The sequence below is a fragment of the Amycolatopsis sp. lyj-108 genome, from assembly GCF_046549005.1.
Lineage (GTDB): Bacteria > Actinomycetota > Actinomycetes > Mycobacteriales > Pseudonocardiaceae > Amycolatopsis.
The window spans coordinates 484,748-507,231 of record NZ_JAJPWQ010000004.1 but is presented as its reverse complement, the minus strand read 5'-3'; the positions used below and the strand labels follow the sequence as shown (position 1 = coordinate 507,231).

Sequence of the window (22,484 nt, the reverse complement as noted above, 5' to 3'; positions counted from 1 at the left end):
CCCCGATGAACCGCGGCTTTCCCCTGACCCCGGCACAGCAGGGGATCTGGCTCGCCCAGCAGCTCGACCCGGCCGACCCGGTCTACACGATCGGCTGGGTCACGGAGCTTCGCGGCGACGTCGACATCGCCCGGCTGGGTGAGGCCGTTCGGCGGGCGGTCGCGGAGGCGGAGTGCCTGCACGTCACGGTCGGGCTGGAAGGCGACACGCCGGTCCAGCGTCCGGCCGCTCCCGGCGAGGTCGCCGTCCTCGACTTCGCCGGCGAACCGGATCCGGAGCGGGCGGCCGACGAGTGGGCGCGAGCCGAACTGGCCGTGGTCTCCGATCTCGACCGAGGGCCGCTGACCGCGCACACGCTGCTGGTGCTGGCCGCGGACCGGGTCCGCTGGTTCCAGCGTTACCACCATCTGGTGATGGACGCGTACGGGCAGGCCGTCCTGACCCGCCGCGCGGCGGAGCTCTATTCGGGCACCGCCGACGAGGTTTCCTGGCCGCTCTCGGGATTCGTCGAGGCCGACCATGACGGGCGGGCCGACCGCGCCTACTGGCTCGGCGAACTCGCGGGCAGGCCGAACCCGGTGCGGCTGCTCGGGCGCGCGTCGTCCGGGCGGATCCGGCTGCGACGGCATTCGTGGGAGCTGCCCGCGGCGGAGTCGGGGACGTTGCGGAAGTTCGCGCTCGACGCCGGAACGAGGCTGTCCCGCGTCGCGATCGCCGCGGTGGCGGCCTACGCCCACCGGGTGACCGGTGCCGAAGACCTCGTCCTCGGCCTGCCGGTCACCGCGCGCACCACCCGCGCCCTGCGCGAGCAGCCGGGCATGGTGTCCAACGTCCTGCCGCTGCGATTGACCGTGCGGCCCGAGACGACACCGGCGCGGCTGGTCGCCCAGGTCGCGGAGAAGGTCTCCGCGCTGCTGGAGCACAGCCGGTACCGCGGCGAGGACCTCGCCCGCGAACTCGGCGCGAGCGGCGGGGTGCACGAACTCGTCGGGCTGAGCGTGAACTACATGGCCGTGGACGGCGAACTCGCGTTCGGCGACGCGAGCGCCACCGTGCACAACCTCGAACTCGGCCCGATCAGCGACGTCGCCATCGCCGTCTACGACGCGGGTGAGGGACGAGGGCTGCGCTTCGACTTCGACGCGGACGCGAATGTCTCGTCCGACGACGAACTCGCCGAGCATCGCCGCCGGTTCGCCGCGGTGCTGGACGCCCTGGTGGCGGGCCCGGACCTGCCGCTGGCCGCGATCGACCTGCTCTCGGTGGGGGAACGGGCCGGGGTGCTGGAGCTCGGGACCGCGTTCGCGGACTCGCCGGAGGTGTCCTGGCCCGAGGCGTTCGACCGGGTCGTGGCACGGAAACCGGAGGCCGAGGCCGTCGTCTGCGAGGACGTCCGGCTGACCTACGCCGAGGTCGACGCCGCCGCCAACCGTCTCGCCCGGCTGCTGCGGCGACGCGGTGTCGGTGACGAGGACGTCGTCGCCGTGGCGATGCCGCGTTCGGCCGATCTCATCGTCGTGCTTCTCGCCGTGATGAAGGCCGGGGCCGCGTATCTCCCGCTCGACCTCGACCATCCCGAGGATCGCCTCGCGTACATGCTTTCACACGCGGGCGCGAAGACCGTCGTGTCCACAAAGGACGAATCCGCTCGGCTACCGTCCGGTGTGGACGTCGAGCGGGTCCTTCTCGACGATCCGGCGATCACCGCCGAACTCGCCGCACTGGACGCGTCCACTGTGGACGTGAGCGGGATCTCGCTGAACCAGGCCGCGTACGTCATCTACACCTCGGGCTCGACGGGGAAGCCGAAGGGCGTGGTCCTGTCGCACGACGGGATCGGCAGCCTGATCAGCACGGCGACCGAACGGATCGGCATCGGCGAGGACAGCCGGGTGGTGCAGTTCGCCTCGACCGGATTCGACGTGACGGTCTGGGATCTGGTCATGTCCCTGTGCGTCGGCGGAACGCTGATCGTGGTGCCGTCGCACCGCCGGGTCGCGGGCGTCGAACTGACCGGCTACATCGCCGACAACGCGGCGACGCACATGATCCTGCCGCCGTCGCTGGTCGCGGCACTGCCGCCGGAGTGCGAACTGCCGAAGGGCGCGGTGCTGATCGTCGGAACCGAGACCGTCCCGCCGGAACTGATCGCGCGCTGGGCGGAGGACCTGAACGTCGTCGCCGCGTACGGGCTGACCGAGGCGACGGTGAACTCGACGTTGTGGGCGGCCGAGCCGGGCTGGACCGGGCCCATCCCGATCGGCGAACCGGATCCGAACACCCGTTGCTACGTCCTCGACACCGCGCTGCGGCCGGTCCCGGTCGGCGTCGAAGGGGAGTTGTACGTCGGCGGACGCGGTCTCGCGCGGGGATACGCCGGACGTCCGGGGCTGACGGCGGAACGGTTCGTCGCGGATCCCTTCGCCGCCGGCGGCGGCGAGCGCATGTACCGCACAGGTGACCGTGTTCGCTGGCGCGCGGACGGGAACCTGGACTTCCTGGGCCGTACCGATCACCAGGTCAAGATCCGCGGGTTCCGGATCGAACCGGGGGAGATCGAGTCCGCGCTCGCCGGATACGCCGGGGTCGACCGGATCGCCGTCGTGCCGCGCGAGGTGAAACCGGGGGACCGGCGCCTGGTGGCGTATGTCGTCCCGGAGGGCGACGGGTCGCCGTCGCTGCTCAAGGAGTTGCGGAGCCACGCGGAATCGGCGCTGCCGCACTACATGGTGCCGTCGGCGTTCGTGGAACTCGACCGGCTGCCGATCATGCCGAACGGCAAACTGGACCGCACCTCGTTGCCACTGCCCGACTTCGGCGCCGCCGCCACCGGCCGCGCGCCGCGCACCGAGCGGGAACGGATCCTGTGCGACGTCGTCGCGCGGGTCCTCGGGCTGGAGTCGGCAGGCGCGGATGACGACTTCTTCTCCCTCGGCGGCGACAGCATCCTGTCGATCCGGCTGGTGCTGGGCGCGGCGGAACACGACCTCGCCATCACACCGCGCCAGGTGTTCCAGCACCGGACTCCCGAGGCGCTCGCCGCCTGCGCGGAAGCCGTGTCCACCGAGGCCGCTGTGTCCACTGTGGACGTGCGGCCGCTGCTGGAGCTGACCGGCGCCGAACGCGCGGCGCTCGCCGAGTACGCCGACGTCCTTCCGGTCACGCCGTTGCAGGAAGGGTTCTTCTTCCACGCGGAGTTCGAAGGCGGCACGGCCGCCGACATCTACACGGTGCAGGAGGTGCTCGACCTCGAAGGGGACGTCGACGCCGACGCGCTGCGCCGATCGGCCCAGGCGCTGCTGGACCGGTACTCGTCGCTGCGGTCGGGTTTCCGGCAGCTCGACGGCGGTCAGGTGGTCCAGACGGTGACCCGGCACGCCGAACTGCCCTGGCGCGAGGTGGCCGCCGATGACGCCGCGGAAGCCTTCGAGGCCGATCGCGCGCGCCGGTTCGACTTCGCCCGGCCACCTTTGCTGCGGGCGACCTTCACGCGGCTCGGGGAAGATCGCGCCAAGCTGGCGCTCACCTTCCACCACATCATCGCCGACGGCTGGTCGGTCGTGGTGCTGCTCCGCGAACTGCTGGCGGGACAAGCGGGCGCTCCGCTCCCGGAACCCGGCACGCGCGCGGACCACCTGCGGCGGCTCGCGGCGCGCGATCACGAGGCTTCGCGCGAAGCCTGGCGGACGGCGTTGTCCGGAGTGGACGAACCCACCCGGCTGATCGAAGCCCGGGACACGGCCGGGCGACGGCCGTCGCGGCTGCACCTGAGCCTCGGCGAGCGGGCGACGGCGGAGCTGTCCGCCATGGCACGCGCGCACGGGCTCACCCTCGGCACCGTCCTGCACGGCGCCTGGGGACTCCTGCTCGGCGGGCTCACCGGCCGGGACGACGTGCTGTTCGGCAGCACGGTCTCCGGCCGCGACAGCGGTGCCGCCGGTCTCGAGTCGGCGGTCGGCCTGTACATCAACACGGTGCCGGTGCGGCTGCGCTGGTCCGCGTCCGAAACCGTCGCCGCCGTGCTGCGGCGCCTGCAGGACGAGCAAGCGGCCTTGCTGGAGCACCGGCATCTCGGCCTCGGCGAACTGCAGCGGATCGCCGGTGCCGGGCAGGAAGAGCTGTTCGACACCCTCGTGGTCGTCGAGAACTTCCCGCGTGACGACGAGCGAGCGTCCGGACCCGTGCGCCTCACCGGCGTCGAGGTGACCGACGCGGTGCACTTCCCGGTCGCGGTGATCGCGACACCGGGCGAAGACCTGGAGTTCAGCCTCAAATTCGACGCCGCCCGGATCGACGCGGTCGCCGCCGGGCAGCTCGCGGAACGGTTCGCCCGGCTGCTGGAGACACTGACCGCGAACCCGGGCCTGCCGGTCGCCGCACTCGATCTCCTTTCGCCCGCCGAACGCGGACGTTTGGCCGAACTCAACGCGACCTCGCATCCGGTGCCCGAGCGCACACTGGCCGAGGCCATCGTCGAGCAGACGGCCAAGACACCGTCCGCGACGGCCGTGCTGTTCAAGGACACCGAACTGTCCTATGCGGACCTCGACGCCCAGGCGGAGAACCTGGCCCGCAGGCTGCGTTCCCTGGGCGCCGGTCCCGAAGAGGTCGTCGCCGTCGCCGTGCCGAGGTCGGCCGAGCTGATGGTCGCCCTGCTGGGTGTCCTGAAGGCCGGGGCGGCGTACCTGCCGATCGACCTGGACTACCCGGCCGACCGGCTCGAGTACATGCTGGCGGATTCCGGTGCGCGGCTGGTGCTTTCCGAACCAGGAACGGCCGCGCGGATTCCTGCCGTCGCCGGGCTGACGCAGGTTTCCGTGACCGGCGAACCCGCCGCCGACGATGTCCCGGGTGTGGCCGCCGGACCTGACAACACCGCATACCTGATTTACACCTCCGGGTCGACGGGGCGGCCGAAGGGTGTGGCCGTCACGCATCGCGCGATCGTCAACCGGCTCGCGTGGATGCAGCACGAGTACCGGCTCACGGCCTCGGACCGGGTGCTGCAGAAGACGCCGTCGAGTTTCGACGTGTCCGTCTGGGAATTCTTCTGGGCGCTGTGCGAAGGCGCGACGGTGGTGATGGCCGAACCGGACGGCCACCGCGACCCGGCGTATCTCGCCAGGGTGATCCGGGAACGGGAGATCACCACCCTGCATTTCGTCCCGTCCATGCTCGCCGCGTTCCTTGGCAGCGACGAGGTCGCCGGCGACCTGGGCTCGTTGCGTCAGGCGTTCTCCAGCGGCGAGGCGCTGACCGGCGAGATCGCCGCGCGCTGGCGCTCGCTCACCGGCGTCCCGCTGCACAACCTTTACGGCCCGACCGAGGCCGCCGTGGACGTGACCTTCTTCGACGCCACGGGTTTCGAAGGCGCGTCCGTCCCCATCGGACGTCCGGTGTGGAACACGCGGGTGCACGTCCTCGACGGCTGCCTCCGCCCGGTGCCCGACGGCGTGGCCGGCGAGCTGTACCTTGCCGGTGTCCAGCTGGCCCGCGGCTACCACGGGCGGCCCGGCCTGACTGCCGAGCGCTTCGTGGCCGACCCGTTCGGCGAACCGGGGCAGCGGCTGTACCGGACGGGGGACCTGGTCCGCCGCCGTGCCGACGGCGAACTCGAATACCTCGGCCGCACCGACCGTCAGGTGAAGATCCGCGGTAACCGGATCGAACTCGGCGAGATCGAAGCCGTGCTCGCTGCGCAGCCGGAGGTCACGGCCGCCACGGTCGTGGCGAAGGACGGCGCGCTCGTCGGTTACGTCGCCGGCGGAGCGGACCCGGAACGGCTACGGGCCGCCGTCAGCGAGGCCTTGCCCGCCCCGATGGTCCCGCAGGCGTTCGTCGTCCTCGACGAGTTCCCGTTGACCCCCAGCGGAAAGCTCGACGTCCGCGCCTTGCCCGCGCCCGACGTCGGCGTGCCCGCTGCCGCGCCCGAGAACGACAAGGAACGCGCCCTGGCGCGGATCTTCGCGGACGTCCTCGGCCTGGACACCGTCGGTGCCCACGGCGACTTCTTCCTGCTGGGCGGCGACAGCATCTCGTCGATCGCCGTGTCGAGCCGCGCCCGGCGGGCCGGGTTCGAACTGAGCCCCAAGGACGTTTTCGAGCTCCGGACCCCGGCCGCGCTCGCCGCTTCGGCGACGCCGGTCGAGCCGGTGGCCGACGCCGACGGTGTCGGCGCGCTCCCTCTCCTGCCCGAAATGCTTCGGTTGCGGGAGCTGGGCGACGCGGTCCAGCCGGAGTCGGTGCTGTTGACCCTGCCGACCGGCGCCGACGTCGAGACCCTCGCCGCGGCCCTGCAACTCGTCCTCGACCATCACGACGGCCTGCGGCTCGATCTGTCGAAGGTCGCATCGGTGCTTTGGTCGCTTGAAATCCGTCCACAAGGGACGGTTCAGGCGACCGATCTGCTTCGTCACGGGGCCGGGTCGCTCGAAGACGAGTACCGGGACGCAGTGGGCAGGCTGACGGACAACTTGTTGCAGGCCGTCTGGTTCGACGAGCCGGGCAGGTTGCTCCTGGTGGCGCACCCCGCACTGCTGGACGCACGGAGCTGGACAACGCTGGCAGCCGATCTCGCGATCGCCTGGCAAGCCGTGACCGGCGGCCGTCCGCCGGTGTTCACGCCGGTGAGGAGTTCGCTGCGGACCATCGCCCGCCGGATCACCGGAAGCGCACAGGATCCGGCGCTGCTCGGCGAAATCGAGCACTGGGCCGAGACCTTGGCGCCCGGCTCCGCCGAGATTTCCGGTGACGTCGCCGAACGCCGCATCACGCTGTCCATCGAGGACAGCCGGACGCTCGTCGACTCGCTGCCGTCCACTGTGCACGGAGACGTGACCGACGTTCTCCTGACGGCGCTGCAGGCCGCCGTCGACGATGATCTCCTCGTGGACCTTCACGGACGTGTGGACCCGGCGGGCGCCGTCGGCGCGTTGACGTCGGTCCGCCCGGTGCGGATCACCGCGACCGGCGAACCGCTCGCGATGCTCAAGGCCGTCAAGGAGACGGTCCGGAAGACGCCCGAAGGCTACGGCCCGCTGCGTTACCTCAACGCCCAGACCGGTCCGCTGCTCGCCGGGCTCGCGAGGCCGCGGATCGCCCTGCGCTACGACGGCCGGATTCCGGCCGGGCAGGGGGAGTGGCAGGTCGCCGGGCACGCGGCGGTACCCCCGGCGGGTGACCACCTCCTGCGGATCGGGGTCGCCTGCGAGGAGACCGAAGACGGGCCGAGGCTGACGGCGACGTTCGCCGGCCCGGCCGGAACGCTCGCGGACCGCTGGGTGGCCGCCTTGCGCGAGCTCGCGGCGGTGGACACGGACGTGCCGGTGGGGCTCACGCCGTCCGACCTCGAACTGGTGTCGCTGACCCAGGAGGAGATCGCGCGCGTCGAGCGGTTCAGCCCGCTGCCGGTCGCCGACGTCTGGCCGCTGTCCCCGCTCCAGGAAGGCCTGTTCTTCCACTCCAGCTACAACTCCGGCCGCGTCGACATCTACACGATCCAGGAGGCGATCGACTTCGATCACCGCCTGGACGCCGGCAGGTTGCGCTCGGCGGTGTCCGCGCTGCTCCGCCGGATCCCGAGTCTCGGCGCCGGTTTCACCAGCGAGGGACTACGAGGGCCCGTCCAGTTCGTCGCGGCAGACGTCGAGCCGCCCGTGTCCGAAGTGGACCTGTCGGCGCTGCCCGAAGACGAGCGGCAGCAACGGCTCGACGAACTGATGGCCGAGGACCGTGCGACGCGGTTCGACCTCGGCACCCCGCCCTTGTTCCGCCTGAAACTGGTCCGGCTCGGGGACGGTCGCGACCGGGTGGTGCTGAACCGGCATCTGCTGCTCTGGGACGGCTGGTCCGCCTGGCTCTTCATCGAGCAGCTGTTCGCGCTGTACGACCTCGGCGGGGACGATCGCACGCTCCCGGCAGCGGGGTCCTATGTGGACTTCTTGCGCTGGCTCGACCGGCAGGACATCGAGGCCGCCACGGAAGCGTGGCGCGAGGCGCTGTCAGAGCTGGCGGAGCCGACCGTCATCGGTCCGGAGGGCCGGGACCTTGTGCCGGCCACGCCGGTCAACCTGGACACCGTGCTCCCGGCCGACCTGGGCCGCGGATTGCGTGAGCAGGCCAGGAGGTACGGCCTGACCGTCAACTCCGTGCTCAACGCGGCCTGGGGCCTGGTCCTCTCGACGATGACCGGGCGGCACGACGTCGTGTTCGGCGCCGCGGTCGCGGGCAGGCCCGCGGCGGTGCCCGAGATCGAGAACACCATCGGCCTGTTCCTCAACACCGTGCCGACCCGGGTGCGGCTCGACGCGGACGAGTCGGTTCTGGACCTGGTGCGGCGCTTGCAGTCCGAGCGGATGGACCTGACCCCGTACGAGTTCATGAGCCTCGGTGTCCTGCAGCGGGAGGCCGGGCACCGCGTCCTGTTCGACACGCTCTTCGTGCTGCGCAACGCCGACGGTGACGAACGGCGCGACGGACTCCGCCACCGGCACGGCATCACCGGTCTGCTCAACATCGACGCCACGCACTACCCGCTGACACTGGTGGTCACGCCGGGCGAGGAAATCCGGATCACGCTGTCCTATCGGGACGACGTCATCGACTCGGACGAGGCCGCCTCGGTGCTGGGTCGGTTCACGTCGCTGGTCGCGCAGATCGTCGACGACCCGGCGAAACCGGTCGGTGCGCTGGCCACGGTGTCCACTGAGGACCGTGCCGCGCTGGAAGCAAGCTGGGCCGAGGCCGAGCACCCGGTCATCGAGGACACGATCGCCGACCTGCTGGCGGTTCAAGCGGAACGAACGCCGGACGCGACCGCCTTGGTGTTCGGCGAAGAACAACTGACGTACGCCGAACTCGACGCGCGTATCAACCGGATGGCTCGGCTGCTGCTGGCGAAGGGGGCCGCGCCGGAGCAGGTGATCGCGCTCGGCCTGCCCCGGTCGATCGACATGGTCGTCGCGCTGTTCGCCGTGCTGCGCACCGGCGCGGCGTACCTGCCGCTGGAACTCGACTACCCGGCCGACCGGCTCGCGATGATGCTGGAGGACGCGAGGCCGCTGTGCCTGGTGTCCACAAAGGACGTCTCGGCGACACTCCCCGGCGCCACGCCGCGGGTCCTCGTCGACGACCACGAAGACAGGGCGTTCGGCGGCGGCCCGATCTCCGACGCCGAACGTCCGCTGTTCGCGCGAGGCCGCGCGGACCGCATGGAGCATCCGGCGTACGTCATCTACACGTCGGGCTCCACAGGCAAACCCAAGGGCGTCGTCACGCCGTACCGCGGCCTGACGAACATGCAGCTCAACCACCAGGGCGCCATCTTCGCCCCGGCCATCGCGTCGGCGGGCGGACGGCGGCTGCGGATCGCGCACACCGTCTCGTTCGCCTTCGACATGTCCTGGGAAGAGCTGCTGTGGCTCGTCGAAGGGCACGAAGTCCACGTCTGCGACGAGGAACTGCGGCGGGACGCGCGGGCGCTCGTGGCGTACTGCGACGAGCACGAGGTCGACGTCGTCAACGTGACACCGACGTACGCCCATCTGCTGATCGAGGAAGGGCTGCTGGAAGGACACCGGCCCGCCCTCGTGCTGCTCGGCGGCGAGGCGGTGTCGGAGTCGGTGTGGAACCGGCTGCGGGACACCGACGGGACCTACGGCTACAACCTGTACGGCCCCACCGAATACACGATCAACACGCTCGGCGGCGGCACGACCGACAGCGACGCCCCGACCGTCGGCAAACCGATCTGGAACACCCGCGCCTACATCGTCGACGCCTGGCTCCGGCCGGTCCGCGACGGGGTCGCGGGCGAGCTCTACATCGCTGGTGAGGGACTGGCCCGCGGCTATCTCGGCCGCCCCGGCCTGACCGCCGAGCGGTTCGTCGCCGACCCGTTCGTGCCAGGGGGCGGGCGCATGTACCGCACCGGTGACCTGGTGCGCCGCCGTCCGGACGGGAACATCGACTTCCTCGGCCGCACCGACGACCAGGTCAAGATCCGCGGCTATCGCGTCGAACTCGGCGAGATCGAGACCGCGCTCAGCCGGTACCCCGAGGTCGCGCAGGCCGCCGTCCTCGCGCGGCCCGACCCGTCGGCGCCCGGCCTGCAGCGGCTCATCGGCTACGTCGTCCCGGCCGAACTGAGCGGCGACGCGCGGGCCGAGGCGGAGGCCGACCAGGTCGGCGAATGGCAGCAGATCTACTCGGACGAGTACACCGAGATCCCGACGGCCCTGTTCACCGAGGACTTCGCGGGCTGGGATTCCAGCTACGACGGCGATCCGATCCCGCTGGAGCACATGCGGGAATGGCGGCAGGCGACCGTCGACCGGATCGCCGAACTGAAGCCGGAACGGGTGCTGGAGATCGGTGTCGGCACCGGTCTGCTGATGGGGCAGATCGCCCCGATGGCGCGGGAGTACTGGGGCACCGACCTCGCCGCGCCGGTGATCGCGAAGCTGAACCGCGAGCTGGAACGGGAGCCGGAGCTGGCGGCCAAGGTGAATCTGCGCGCCCAGCCGGCGCACGTGTTCGACGGCCTGCCCGGCGGCCGGTTCGACACCATCGTGATCAACTCCGTCATCCAGTACTTCCCGAGCGTCGACTACCTGACCGACGTCATCATGAAGGCGATCGGCCTGCTCGCGCCCGGCGGCGCGCTGTTCGTCGGCGACGTCCGGAACCTGCGCCTCGCCCGCGCCTTCCACACCGCCATCCAGCTCACCCGCGCTGACGCGACCTCCGATGTCGCCCAGGTGCGGCGCGCGATCGAACGCGGTGCCGCGCTGGAGAAGGAACTGCTGATCGACCCGGACTACTTCACCGCGCTCGCGCGGCGGCTTCCGGACGTCGCCGCGCAGGTCCGGATCAAACGGGCCCGGCTGCACAACGAGCTGAGCCGGTACCGCTATGACGCGGTCCTGGTCAAGGCACCCGCCACGACCCTTTCGGTCGCCCAAGCGCCACGTCTGTTCTGGGACGAGGTGGGCTCCCTCTCGGCCCTGGAAGCCCGGATCGCCGGTGCGGAAACGCTGCGCGTGAGCCGGATCCCGGACGCCCGGCAGGCTTCGGAGGTCGAGGCGACACGCGCCCTGGACGCCGGTGCTCCGCTCATCGACGTCCTCGCATTGTTCCGTGGCGACGACGGTGTCGAACCGGAGGACGTGCACGAACTCGGTGAACGGCTCGGGTTCCGGGTGTACTGCACCTGGTCCGCCGACGGAGCTTTCGAGGCGGTGTTCGTCCACAAGGGACAGCCGGACTCGTTGGTGACCGGTGTGCATCAGCCCGTCTCGGTCGGCACGAACCTGGCCAAGTACGCCACGAGCCCGACCGCGGCCCGTGGCGGCGGCGAACTGGTGCAACGCCTGCGCGATCGGCTCAAGACGGAACTGCCGGACTACATGGTCCCGGCCGCGTTCGTCACGCTGGGCGCGCTGCCGCTGACCGACAACGGCAAGCTCAACACGCGGGCGCTCCCGGACGCCGACCAGACGGTGCGGCTCGCCGAAAGCCGCCCGGCCGAGACCGCCGAAGAAGAGACGCTGTGCGCGCTCTTCGCCGAGGTCCTCGGACTGGACGGGGTCGGCGTCGAGGACAACTTCTTCGACCTCGGCGGCCATTCACTCCTCGCCACCCGGCTGATCAGCCGCGCCAGGACCGAACTCGGCGCGGAACTGGCCATCCGTGACCTGTTCGAGGCGCCGACGGTGGCCGAGCTGGCCGCTCGCGCGGGTGCCGGTGAACCGGCGCGGCCGTCGGTGGTCCGTGCCGAGCGTCCCGAACGCGTCCCGCTTTCGGCGGCCCAGCGCAGCCTTTGGCTGGTCGACCGGATGGAAGCGAACGCGGTCGCGTACAACTTCCCGCTGACCTTCCGGTTGCGGGGCGACCTTGATCTCGACTCACTCCGGCTGGCGTTGGGCGACGTCCTCGGCAGGCACGAAGTCCTGCGGACCGTGTTCATCGAGCACGACGGGGAGCCCTACCAGCGCGTTCTTGACGCGCCTGAGATCCCGTTCGCCGTGGAGGAGTGCGGCGAGGCCGGGTTGGCGGCCCGCATCGCCGAGCTCTCGCGGACACCGTTCGACCTGGCGACGGAGATCCCGGTCCGGCTGCGGGTGCTGCGCCTCGGCGAAGGCGACCACGTGATCTCGCTGGTCCTGCACCACAGCGCGACCGACGAATGGTCCGACCGCCCGTTCCTAAGTGATCTGAGCTCGGCGTATGAAGCCCGGCTCGGCGGCGAGAGTCCCGTGTGGACAGACCTTCCAGTGCAGTACGCCGACTTCGCGTTGTGGCAGAAGGACTTCCTCGAACAGCGCGGCGCCGACCAGGTCGCGTTCTGGGCCGACTCCTTGGGTGGTGCGCCGGACGAGCTGACGCTGCCGCTGGACCGCCCGCGTCCGCTCCGGCCGACCGGACGGGGCGGGAAGGTCAAGTCCCGGCTGTCCGGCGAGCTGTCGGCCGCCGTGCGAGACCTGGCGGCGAAAGCCGGGGCGAGCCCGTTCATGGTGCTCCAAGCGGCGGTGGCCGCGCTGCTGCACCGGAGCGGCGCCGGGGACAACATCCCGCTCGGCGCCCCGATCGCGGGACGAACTGACGAACGGCTGGAGCAGCTCGTCGGATTCTTCGTGAACACGCTGGTGCTGCGGACCGACCTGTCCGGCGAGCCGACGTTCGCCGCGCTGCTCGACAGGGTGCGCGAGGCTGATCTCGCCGCGTTCTCGCACGGCGACCTGCCGTTCGAGCGCGTCGTCGAGGAGCTGAACCCGCCCCGGGTGCCGGGCCGCAACCCGCTGTTCCAGGTGATGGTGGGCTACCACCGGCAGAGCGACGCGCACGACGTGCTCGGGCTGCCCGCCGAGTGGTTCGAGATGGACACCGGCATGGCGAAGTTCGACCTGCACTTCACGATGGTCGACGGCGGGGGCACCGCCACGCTGATGCTGGAATACGCCGAGGACCTCGCGGACGAGTCGACGGCCGAGCGGCTGCTCACCCGCCTCACGTCGCTGCTGGAGCAGGTCACGGCCGAACCGGACCGGCCCGTCGCGGCGCTCGACGTCCTCGTCGGCGATGAGCTCGCGCAGGTGACCGAGTGGAACCGCACGGCTCATGAGGTCCCGGTCGCGAGCCTGCCGGAGTTGTTCGAGGCGCAGGTGGTGCGGACTCCGGACGCTCCTGCCGTGGTGTTCGAGGGCGCTGAGCTTTCGTACGCCGAGTTCAACGCGCGCGCGAATCGGCTGGCCTGGTGGCTGGTCGAGCAGGGCGTGGGTGCGGAGTCGGTGGTGGCGGTCTCGCTGCCGAGGTCGATCGATCTGGTCGTCGCCTTGTACGCGGTGCACAAGGCCGGTGGTGCTTACCTGCCGGTCGACCGCGACTATCCGGCGGACCGCGTCGCGTTCATGCTCGAAGACGCGGCCCCCGCTGTCGTCCTCGACGAACTGCCCGTTGTGGACGGCTACTCCGTTGAGAACTTGGGCCGGGTAGTGGATCCGTCGTCTCCGGCGTATTTGATCTACACGTCCGGTTCGACGGGGCGCCCCAAGGGTGTGGTGGTGCCGCATTCCGGGATTGTGAACCGTCTGTTGTGGATGCAGGACGAGTACGGTCTGGCGGCTGATGATCGGGTGTTGCAGAAGACGCCGTCGAGTTTCGATGTGTCGGTGTGGGAGTTCTTCTGGCCGCTCATCACCGGTGCCACGCTGGTGGTCGCCAAACCCGAGGGGCACAAAGACCCGGCGTACCTCGCGGAGCTGATCCGCACCGCCGGGATCACCACCGTCCACTTCGTCCCGTCGATGCTCGCGCTGTTCCTGGAAACCGCGGAGTGCGCGGGATTGCGCCGGGTGATCTGCAGTGGCGAGGCGCTGCCGTCCGAACTGGCCGCCCGCGTGGACGTCCCGCTGTACAACCTCTATGGCCCGACCGAAGCGTCCGTCGACGTGACTGCGTGGCGGGCCGGTGCCGAGACGACGCCGTCCGTCCCGATCGGACGTCCGGTGTGGAACACGCGGACGTATGTGCTGGACGCACGGCTGAACCCGGTCCCGCCGGGTGTCCCCGGTGAGCTCTACCTCGCCGGCGTGCAGCTCGCTCGCGGGTACCTGGCCAGGCCGGGGCTGACCGCCGACCGGTTCGTCGCCGACCCGTTCGGTGGCCCGGGGGAGCGCATGTACCGCACCGGGGACCTCGCGCGCTGGTCCGCCGACGGCGTCCTCGAATTCCTGGGCCGGGTCGACGACCAGGTCAAGATCCGCGGCTTCCGGGTCGAACTCGGTGAGGTCGAGGCGGCGCTGACCGCGTCCGGGTCCGTCACGCGTGCCGTGGTCGTCGCCAGGGAAGACCGGCTGGTGGCCTACGTCGTCGGTTCCGTGGACGGGCTTCGTGAGGCAGTGGCGACGAAGCTGCCGGAGCACATGGTGCCGTCGGCGTTCGTCGTCCTCGACGAGATCCCGCTGACCCCGAACGGCAAACTCGACCGCAAAGCACTCCCAGCTCCCGAGTTCGCGGCCACCGAAGGCCGTGAACCGCGGAATGCCAGGGAAGAAGCCCTGTGCGCGTTGTTCGCCGATGTGCTCGGTGTGGAACGGGTCGGGATCGATGACGGGTTCTTCGCACTCGGCGGGCATTCGCTGCTGGTGATGCGCCTGGTCAGCCGGATCTCGGCCGCCCTTGACGCCACCGTGTCGGTCCGGGACGTTTTCGACGCCCCCACCGTCGCGGCGCTGGCGGACCGGCTCGCCGACCCCTCGGACCGGCCGGCCTTGAATGCCGGGGACCGGCCGGAACTCTTGCCGCTTTCACCCGCGCAGCAACGGTTGTGGTTCCTGTACCAGCTCGAAGGGGTCACGCCCACCTACAACATCCCGCTCGCCTGGCGTCTGCACGGCGAGCTGGACTCGGAGGCGCTGCACGCGGCGATCGGCGACCTCGTCGAGCGGCACGAACCGCTGCGGACCGTGTTCGCCGAGGAGGGAGGCGTCGCGGCGCAGCGGATCCTGGCCGACGCGCGTCCGGAGGTCCGCTTCGAGGACGCGGGTGACCTCTCTGCGCAGTTGTCCGCCGAAGCCGGCCGCGGATTCGTCCTCGACGCGGAACTCCCGATCCGGGCCACGGTCTTCACCGTGTCCGCTCGGGAACACGTCCTGCTGCTGGTGATCCATCACGTGGCGACGGACGAGTGGTCACAGGGACCGCTGATGGCAGACCTGGCCACGGCCTACGAGGCGCGTCTGGCCGGAGTCGCTCCACAGTGGACGGAACTTCCGGTTCAGTACGCGGACTACGCGCTGTGGCAGCGCGAACTGCTCGCCTCGACGGCTTCCGGGCACCTTGAGTTCTGGCAGGAAGCACTGGCCGGCCTGCCCGACGAACTGGCTCTGCCCTCGGACCGGCCACGGCCGGCCGAGTCGAGCCATCGCGGCGGTCTCGTCACCTTCCCGATCGACGGCGGGCTCACCGAGCGCCTGCGTGCGGTCGCCCGGCGGCACGACGTCAGCATGTTCATGCTGGCACAGGCCTCGGTCGCGGCACTGCTGCACCGGCTCGGCGCCGGGGGTGACATCCCCCTCGGCGCGCCGAGTTCCGGCCGCGTCGACGAACGGCTGGAGCCGCTGATCGGCTTCTTCGTGAACTCGCTCGTGCTGCGCACCGACCTGTCGGGCGACCCGGCGTTCGGCGACTTGCTCGCCCGGGTGCGCGCGACGGACCTCGCCGCCTTCGAACACCAGGACCTGCCGTTCGAGCGCCTCGTTGACGCGGTCAACCCGGAACGCTCACTGGCCAGGCACCCGTTGTTCCAGGTGATGGTGGTCTACCTGCCCGAATCGGGCGAGGAGCTGGAACTGCCCGGTCTTCGTGCGGTCCAGGAGGATTTCGCACAGGGCGTCGCGAAGTTCGACCTCGAATTCGGGTTCCTGGAGAACAGCGACGGGATCTCGGGCGCGATCGAATACAGCGCCGATCTGTTCGACCACGCCACGGCCGAGTCGTTCGCGCGGCGGCTGGTCGCCGTTCTGGAGCAGGTGGCCGCCGACCCGGCGATCCCGGTCGGCGAACTCGACGTCCTCGGTGAGGACGAACGCACGCTGCTCAAGCGTTGGAACGACACCGCGCACGACGTTCCGCCGGTGACGTTGCCGGAGTTGTTCGAGGCGCAGGTGGCGCGGACTCCGGACGCTCCTGCCGTGGTGTTCGAAGGCGCCGAGCTTTCGTACGCCGAGTTCAACGCGCGGGTGAATCGGCTGGCGCGATGGTTGGCCGAGCGGGGTGTGGGTGTGGAGTCGGTGGTGGCGGTGTCGCTTCCGAGGTCGATTGATCTGGTCGTCGCGCTGTACGCCGTGCACAAGGCAGGAGCGGCGTATCTACCGCTCGACACGGACTATCCGGCGGACCGGCTGGCGTTCATGCTCGAAGACGCGTCACCCGCCGTGGTTCTCGATACTTTGCCTGATCTCGATGGCTACTCCGGAGAGAACTTGGGCCGGGTGGCGGTTCCGTCGTCTCCGGCGTACGTGATCTACACGTCGGGTTCGACGGGTCGTCCCAAGGGTGTGGTGGTGCCGCATTCCGGGATCGTGAACCGTCTGCTGTGGATGCAGGACGAGTACGGTCTCTCTGCGGATGATCGGGTGTTGCAGAAGACGCCGTCGAGTTTCGATGTGTCGGTGTGGGAGTTCTTCTGGCCGCTCATCACCGGTGCGACGTTGGTGGTCGCCAAACCGGACGGTCATCGCGATCCGGCGTATCTCGAAGCGCTGATCCGGGACCAGCGGATCACGACCCTGCATTTCGTCCCGTCGATGCTGGAAGCGTTCCTCGCCGAAGAACCGGGATGGCACGGCGTTCGCCGGGTCCTGTGCAGTGGCGAGGCGCTGCCGCCGGAACTGGCCGCCCGAGTCGGCGTGCCGCTGCACAACCTCTACGGGCCGACCGAGGCTTCGGTGGACGTGACCTCGTGGGAGGTCGTCGACGACACCGTCCCCATCGGACGTCCGGTGTGGAACACCCGCGTCCACGTGCTGGACGCCCGGCTCCGGCCGGTTCCGCCGGGCGTGGCGGGCGAGCTGTACCTCGCGGGTGCGCAGCTCGCGCGCGGGTACCTCGGCCGGGCCGGGCTGACCGCCGAGCGGTTCGTGGCGAACCCGTTCGCCGCGGGGGAGCGTATGTACCGCACGGGCGACCTCGCGCGATGGCGTGCCGACGGCGCGCTCGAGTACCTCGGCCGCGCCGACGACCAGGTCAAGCTGCGCGGGTTCCGGATCGAGCTGGGCGAGATCGAGTCCGTGCTCTCAGCGCGAGTGGTCCTCCGGGAGGGCAGGCTCGTCGCCTACCTGACCGGCACGGTTGACGTCGAAGAGACCCGGCGGCTGGCCGAGGCCGCGCTGCCGGAGTACATGGTGCCGTCGGCGTTCGTGGTGCTGGACGAGTTCCCGTTGACCCCCAACGGGAAGCTCGACCGCAAGGCGCTGCCCGCGCCGGACTTCGCCGTCGCGGTCACCGGCGACGCCCCGCGCACTCCGCGCGAAGAACTGCTGGCGTCGCTCGTCGCCGGTGTGCTCGGGCTGGAGAAGGTCGGCGTCCACGACGACTTCTTCCGCCTCGGCGGTGACAGTATCGTCGCGATGCAGCTGGTCGGCCGGGTGCGGAGCGCCGGGCTGCTGCTCAGCCCGCGTGACGTCTTCCGGCACCGGACCGTCGCGGCGCTGGCCGAGGTCAGTTCGGTGCGGCTCGACGCGCCCGCGCCGGCGAACCGCAAGCACTTGGTGGAGCTCGAAGCGGGCGAACGCGCCGAGATCCTCGACGTCGCGCCGGACACGGCCGAGGTGTGGCCGCTGACGCCGTTGCAGGCCGGGTTGCTCTTCCACGCGACGATGGACGGCGACGGACCCGACGTCTACACCGTCCAGGTGTCCTTCGATCTCAACGGCCCGCTCGATCCGGTGCGGCTGCGCGAGGCCACTCAGTCCCTCGTGGACCGGCACGCCGTCTTGCGCACCGGCTACCGCTACCTCGCCTCCGGTCGTCCGGTCGCGTTGGTGGCGCGTTCGGTCACCGTTCCTTGGCGTTTCGTGGACTCGGCGGGCGATTTCGAAGCGGAGATGGCACATGATCGCCGCCGCTTCGATCCGGCGGCCGCGCCGCTGCTGCGGTTCCTGCTCCTGGCCTTGCCGGACGGTCGGCACCGGCTGGTGTTCACCCACCAGCACGTCCTGCTCGACGGCTGGTCGGTCCCGCAACTGTTCGCCGAGCTGTCCCAGCTCTACGCCGGTGCCGACGCGGCGCCGTCACGACAGTACCGCGACCATCTCGGCTGGCTCGCGGAGCAGGACCGGGAGGCGGCGGAAGCCGCTTGGCGGCAGGCCCTCGACGGGCTCACCGAGCCGACGCACCTCGTCCCGCACGACCCGCAGCGGATCCCGGCCCCGCCGGAGCGGTTGTCGCTGGAACTGCCGGAGCAGGCGACCGAGGCGCTGGCCGGCCTGGCCCGCTCGCGCGGTCTGACGCTGAACACGCTGGTCCAGACGGCGTGGAGCATCGTGCTCGGCAGGCTGACCGGTCGATCGGACGTCGTGTTCGGGGCGACGGTCGCCGGGCGCCCGCCGGAACTGGCCGGGGTCGAGCGGATGCTCGGCCTGTTCATCAACACGATCCCGGTGCGGATCGTGCTCGACCCGGCCGAGAAGCTGGGCGTACTCCTCGACCGGGTCCAGGACGAACAGTCCGCATTGCTGGCGCACCAGCACTTCGGGCTCGCCGACATCCAGCGCGGCGCCGGGCTGGGGGAGCTGTTCGACACGCTGATGGTGTTCGAGAGCTACCCGGGCGCGGACGAGGATGAAACCGGTGCCGGGCTGCGCGGGGAGATCGTGCGCCACGAGGACTCGACGCACTATCCGCTCACCTGGGCGGTGGAGCCCGGCGTGCGGCTGAAGCTCACGGCCGAGTACCGCTCCGACCTGTTCGACGCGGGCCTGCCGGAACGACTTCCGGCCGCGATGGAGCGGGTGCTCGCCGCCATGGTGTCCGATGTGGACGCCCCGGTCGGCAGGGTCGACATCCTGACCGAGGCCGACCTCGACCTGATCGTCCGCGAGTGGAACGGGACGGCGCTCGCCGTCGAACCGTCCACTGTGGCCGGTCTGTTCGAAGCGCAGGTCCGGCGTTCGCCCGGCGCGACGGCGGTGGTGTCCGGTGAAGTCGCCGTGACCTTCAGCGAGTTGAACGAACGCGCCAACCGGCTCGCCAGGGCACTGGTCGCCCACGGCGTCGGCCCGGAGGATTTCGTCGCCTTGGCGCTGCCGCGCTCGGCGGACGTGCTGCTGGCGATCCTCGCGGTCCACAAGGCGGGAGCGGCGTACTTGCCGCTCGACCCGGACTACCCCGTCGAACGGCTGGCCGCGATGCTCGCCGACGCGCGGCCCAAGGTGATCCTGACCGAACCCGAGCTGCTGGAGTCGTTGCCCCGGACCGAGATCGAGACGCTGGCGCTGTGCGCGCTCGTCACCGAGGACCGGCAGGAGCACGACCTGACCGATCGGGATCGGGTCCGGCCGCTCAGTCCGGAGCATCCGGCGTACGTGATCTACACGTCGGGTTCGACGGGGACGCCCAAGGGGGTCGTCGTCCCGCATCGCGGTGTGGTGAACCTGTTCCACAGCCATCGCGCGACGCTGCACCGGCCCGCGGTCGAGGCCACCGGCAAACCGCACCTGCGGGTCGGGCACGCGTGGTCGTTCTCCTTCGACGCCTCCTGGCAACCGCAGCTGTGGCTGCTCGACGGGCACGCCGTGCACATCGTCGACGAGGAGACCCGGCGCGACCCGGAACTCCTGGCCGCGATGATCACCCGGGACGGCTTCGACTTCATCGAGGTCACGCCGTCGTTCTTCGCGCAGATGGCGGAAGCCGGACTGCTCGACGGCGATCGGTGCCCGCTGGCCGTGATCGGTGTCGGCGGCGAGGCGGTGCCCGAGAGCCTGTGGCGCCGTCTGGCCACTTTGGACGGCACCGAGGCCTTCAACCTCTACGGACCGACAGAGTCCACAGTGGACGCGTTGGTCGCGCGGATCGGTGACAGCGAGAAGCCGCTGGTCGGCCGTCCGGTCGCGAACACCCGCGCCTACGTGCTGGACGCGGCGCTGCGGCCGGTGCCGCCCGGGGTCACCGGCGAGCTGTACCTCGCCGGCTCCGGTCTGGCCCGGGGCTATCTCGGGCGGGCGGCGCTGACTTCGGAGCGGTTCGTGGCGGATCCGTTCGGTCCGGCGGGCGCCCGGATGTACCGCACCGGCGACCTCGCCCGGTGGACCGCGGACGGGCGGCTGGACTTCGGCGGCCGCGCCGACGACCAGGCGAAGATCCGCGGCTTCCGGGTGGAACCCGGCGAAATCGAAGCCGTGCTCGAACGGCACGACGACGTCGCACAGGCCGTCGTCCTCGTGCGTGAGGATCGCCCGCGGGTCAAGCAGCTGGTGGCCTACGTGGTGTCCACTGTGGATCTCGCGGACCTGCGGCGGTTCGCGGCCGAGACGTTGCCGGAGTACATGGTCCCGGCGGCGTTCGTCGCGCTCGACGCGCTTCCCGTGTTGTCCAACGGGAAACTGGACCGCAAGGCGCTTCCGGCGCCGGACTACTCGGAGCTGGCCGGTGGCCGGGCGCCGGAGACCCCGCTGGAGAAGACGTTGTGCGGGCTCTTCGCGGAAGTGCTCGACGTGCCGGAACTCGGCGCCGACGACGACTTCTTCGCTCTCGGCGGGGACAGCATCGTCGCGATGCGGCTGGTCAGCCGGGCTCGGGCGGCCGGGTTGAAGATCACGCCGCACGAGGTGTTCGCGCGCCGGACCGTCGCGGCGCTGGCCGAGGTCGCCGAGAGCCTGACGGCCGACGACGTCATCGTGCCGACGCCGATCATGCACGCGCTGCGCGAACTGGGCGGGCCGATCGACGGTTATCACCAGGCGGCGTTGCTCCAGACGCCGTCCGGAATGACCGGTGAGCAGCTGAAGGCCGTGCTCGGCGCCGTCGTCGCACGGCACGACATGCTGCGCGCGCGGCTCGACCGGTCGGTGGACGGCTGGGCGCTCCGCGTGACCGAATCCGTCGACGTCCGCGTCGAACGCGTCGAGGTCGAAGGTGATCTATTCGCACTCATCGGGCGGCACGCGGAGCCGACTCGCGCGAGGCTCGACCCCGACGCCGGCGTGATGGTGAGCGCGACGTGGTTCGACGCGGGATCGTCGGGACCTGGCCGGTTGCTGCTGATGATCCATCACCTGGCGGTCGACGGTGTCTCATGGCGGATCCTGTTGCCGGATCTCGCTTCCGCGTGGGACGCGGTCGCTCTCGGGCAGGCGACCGAACTGGCTCCAGTGGACACGTCGTTCCGGCGGTGGTCGCAAGTACTGTCCACACAGGACCGTGAGGGCGAACTGGGCCGGTGGAAGTCCGTGCTGGGCGGCGGGGATCCGCTCCCGCTGGACCGGCCGCTCGACCCCGCGCGGGACGTGCAGGGAACCGTGAAGAAGGTGTCGCTGACCCTGCCCGCCGAGCGGACGGCCCCGCTCCTGTCCCGTGCGACCATCAACGACGTCCTGCTCACCGGCCTCGCCATGGCCGTCACCCGGTGGCGCGGCGACGGGGGGCAGGCGGTGCTGGTCGACGTCGAGGGACACGGCCGCGAGGAGGAACTCGCCAGTGGTGCGGATCTTTCGCGGACGGTTGGCTGGTTCACCACCGTCGTCCCGGTATGCCTCGATCTCGGCGACCTCGACCTGGACGACGCGTTCGCGGGCGGAGCCGCCGCCGGTATCGCACTCGAGCGGGTCCGGGCGCACCTCGACGGGCTGCCGGACGGCGGCATCGGGCACGGCCTGCTCCGGTACCTCGACCCGCGCACCGGTCCTGAACTCGCCAAGTTCGCGAAGCCGCAGATCGAGTTCAACTACCTGGGCCGGATCGGCGTCCCCGAGGCGACCGACTGGTCGTACGCGGCGGAGGCCGAAGCCGCCGAACTCGGCGCGGACGACGGGATGCCCGTCTCGCACGCGCTGACGATCAACGTCCTGACCGAGGACCGCCCCGGCGGCCCCGAACTGGCCGCACACTGGTCATGGCCGGAGGCCGTGCTGACCGAAGAGTCGGTGCGGGAACTGGCGGAGGGCTGGTTCCTCGCGCTCGACGCGCTCACCCGCCGGGCTGATTCACCGGCTGTACAGAAGGAGAACAAGGAATGACGAACCCGTTCGAGAACCCCGACGGCACGTACCTCGTGCTGGTCAACGACGAGGGCCAGCACAGCCTGTGGCCCGAGTTCGTCGAGGTCCCGGCGGGCTGGACCACGAAGTTCGGCCCGGCCTCGCGTCCGGAGTGCCTCGAGTACGTCGAGACCAACTGGACCGACCTCCGTCCCGCTTCGCTCGTCAAGGCCATGGAGTCCTGACCCGCTTCGTTCCGTGAAGGCCTCCTTGAGGGATCCAGAGTCC

The 22,484-nt window shown here is 70.6% G+C and carries 2 protein-coding genes; both read left to right on the top strand.

Features of this window, described 5'->3' with window-relative positions; translation table 11 throughout:
- The first annotated feature begins 5 nt into the window (after positions 1–5).
- Positions 6–22,235: a non-ribosomal peptide synthase/polyketide synthase gene (locus ACLJO0_RS18390; protein ID WP_410579695.1), complete on the top strand. Its 22,230-nt coding sequence runs from the start codon at positions 6–8 to the stop codon at positions 22,233–22,235.
- Positions 22,232–22,441, top strand: a complete 210-nt coding sequence (locus ACLJO0_RS18385) for an MbtH family protein (RefSeq protein WP_007029404.1) — start codon at positions 22,232–22,234, stop codon at positions 22,439–22,441. The genes ACLJO0_RS18390 and ACLJO0_RS18385 overlap by 4 nt, the downstream gene beginning before the upstream one ends.
- Positions 22,442–22,484: the final 43 nt, after the last annotated feature.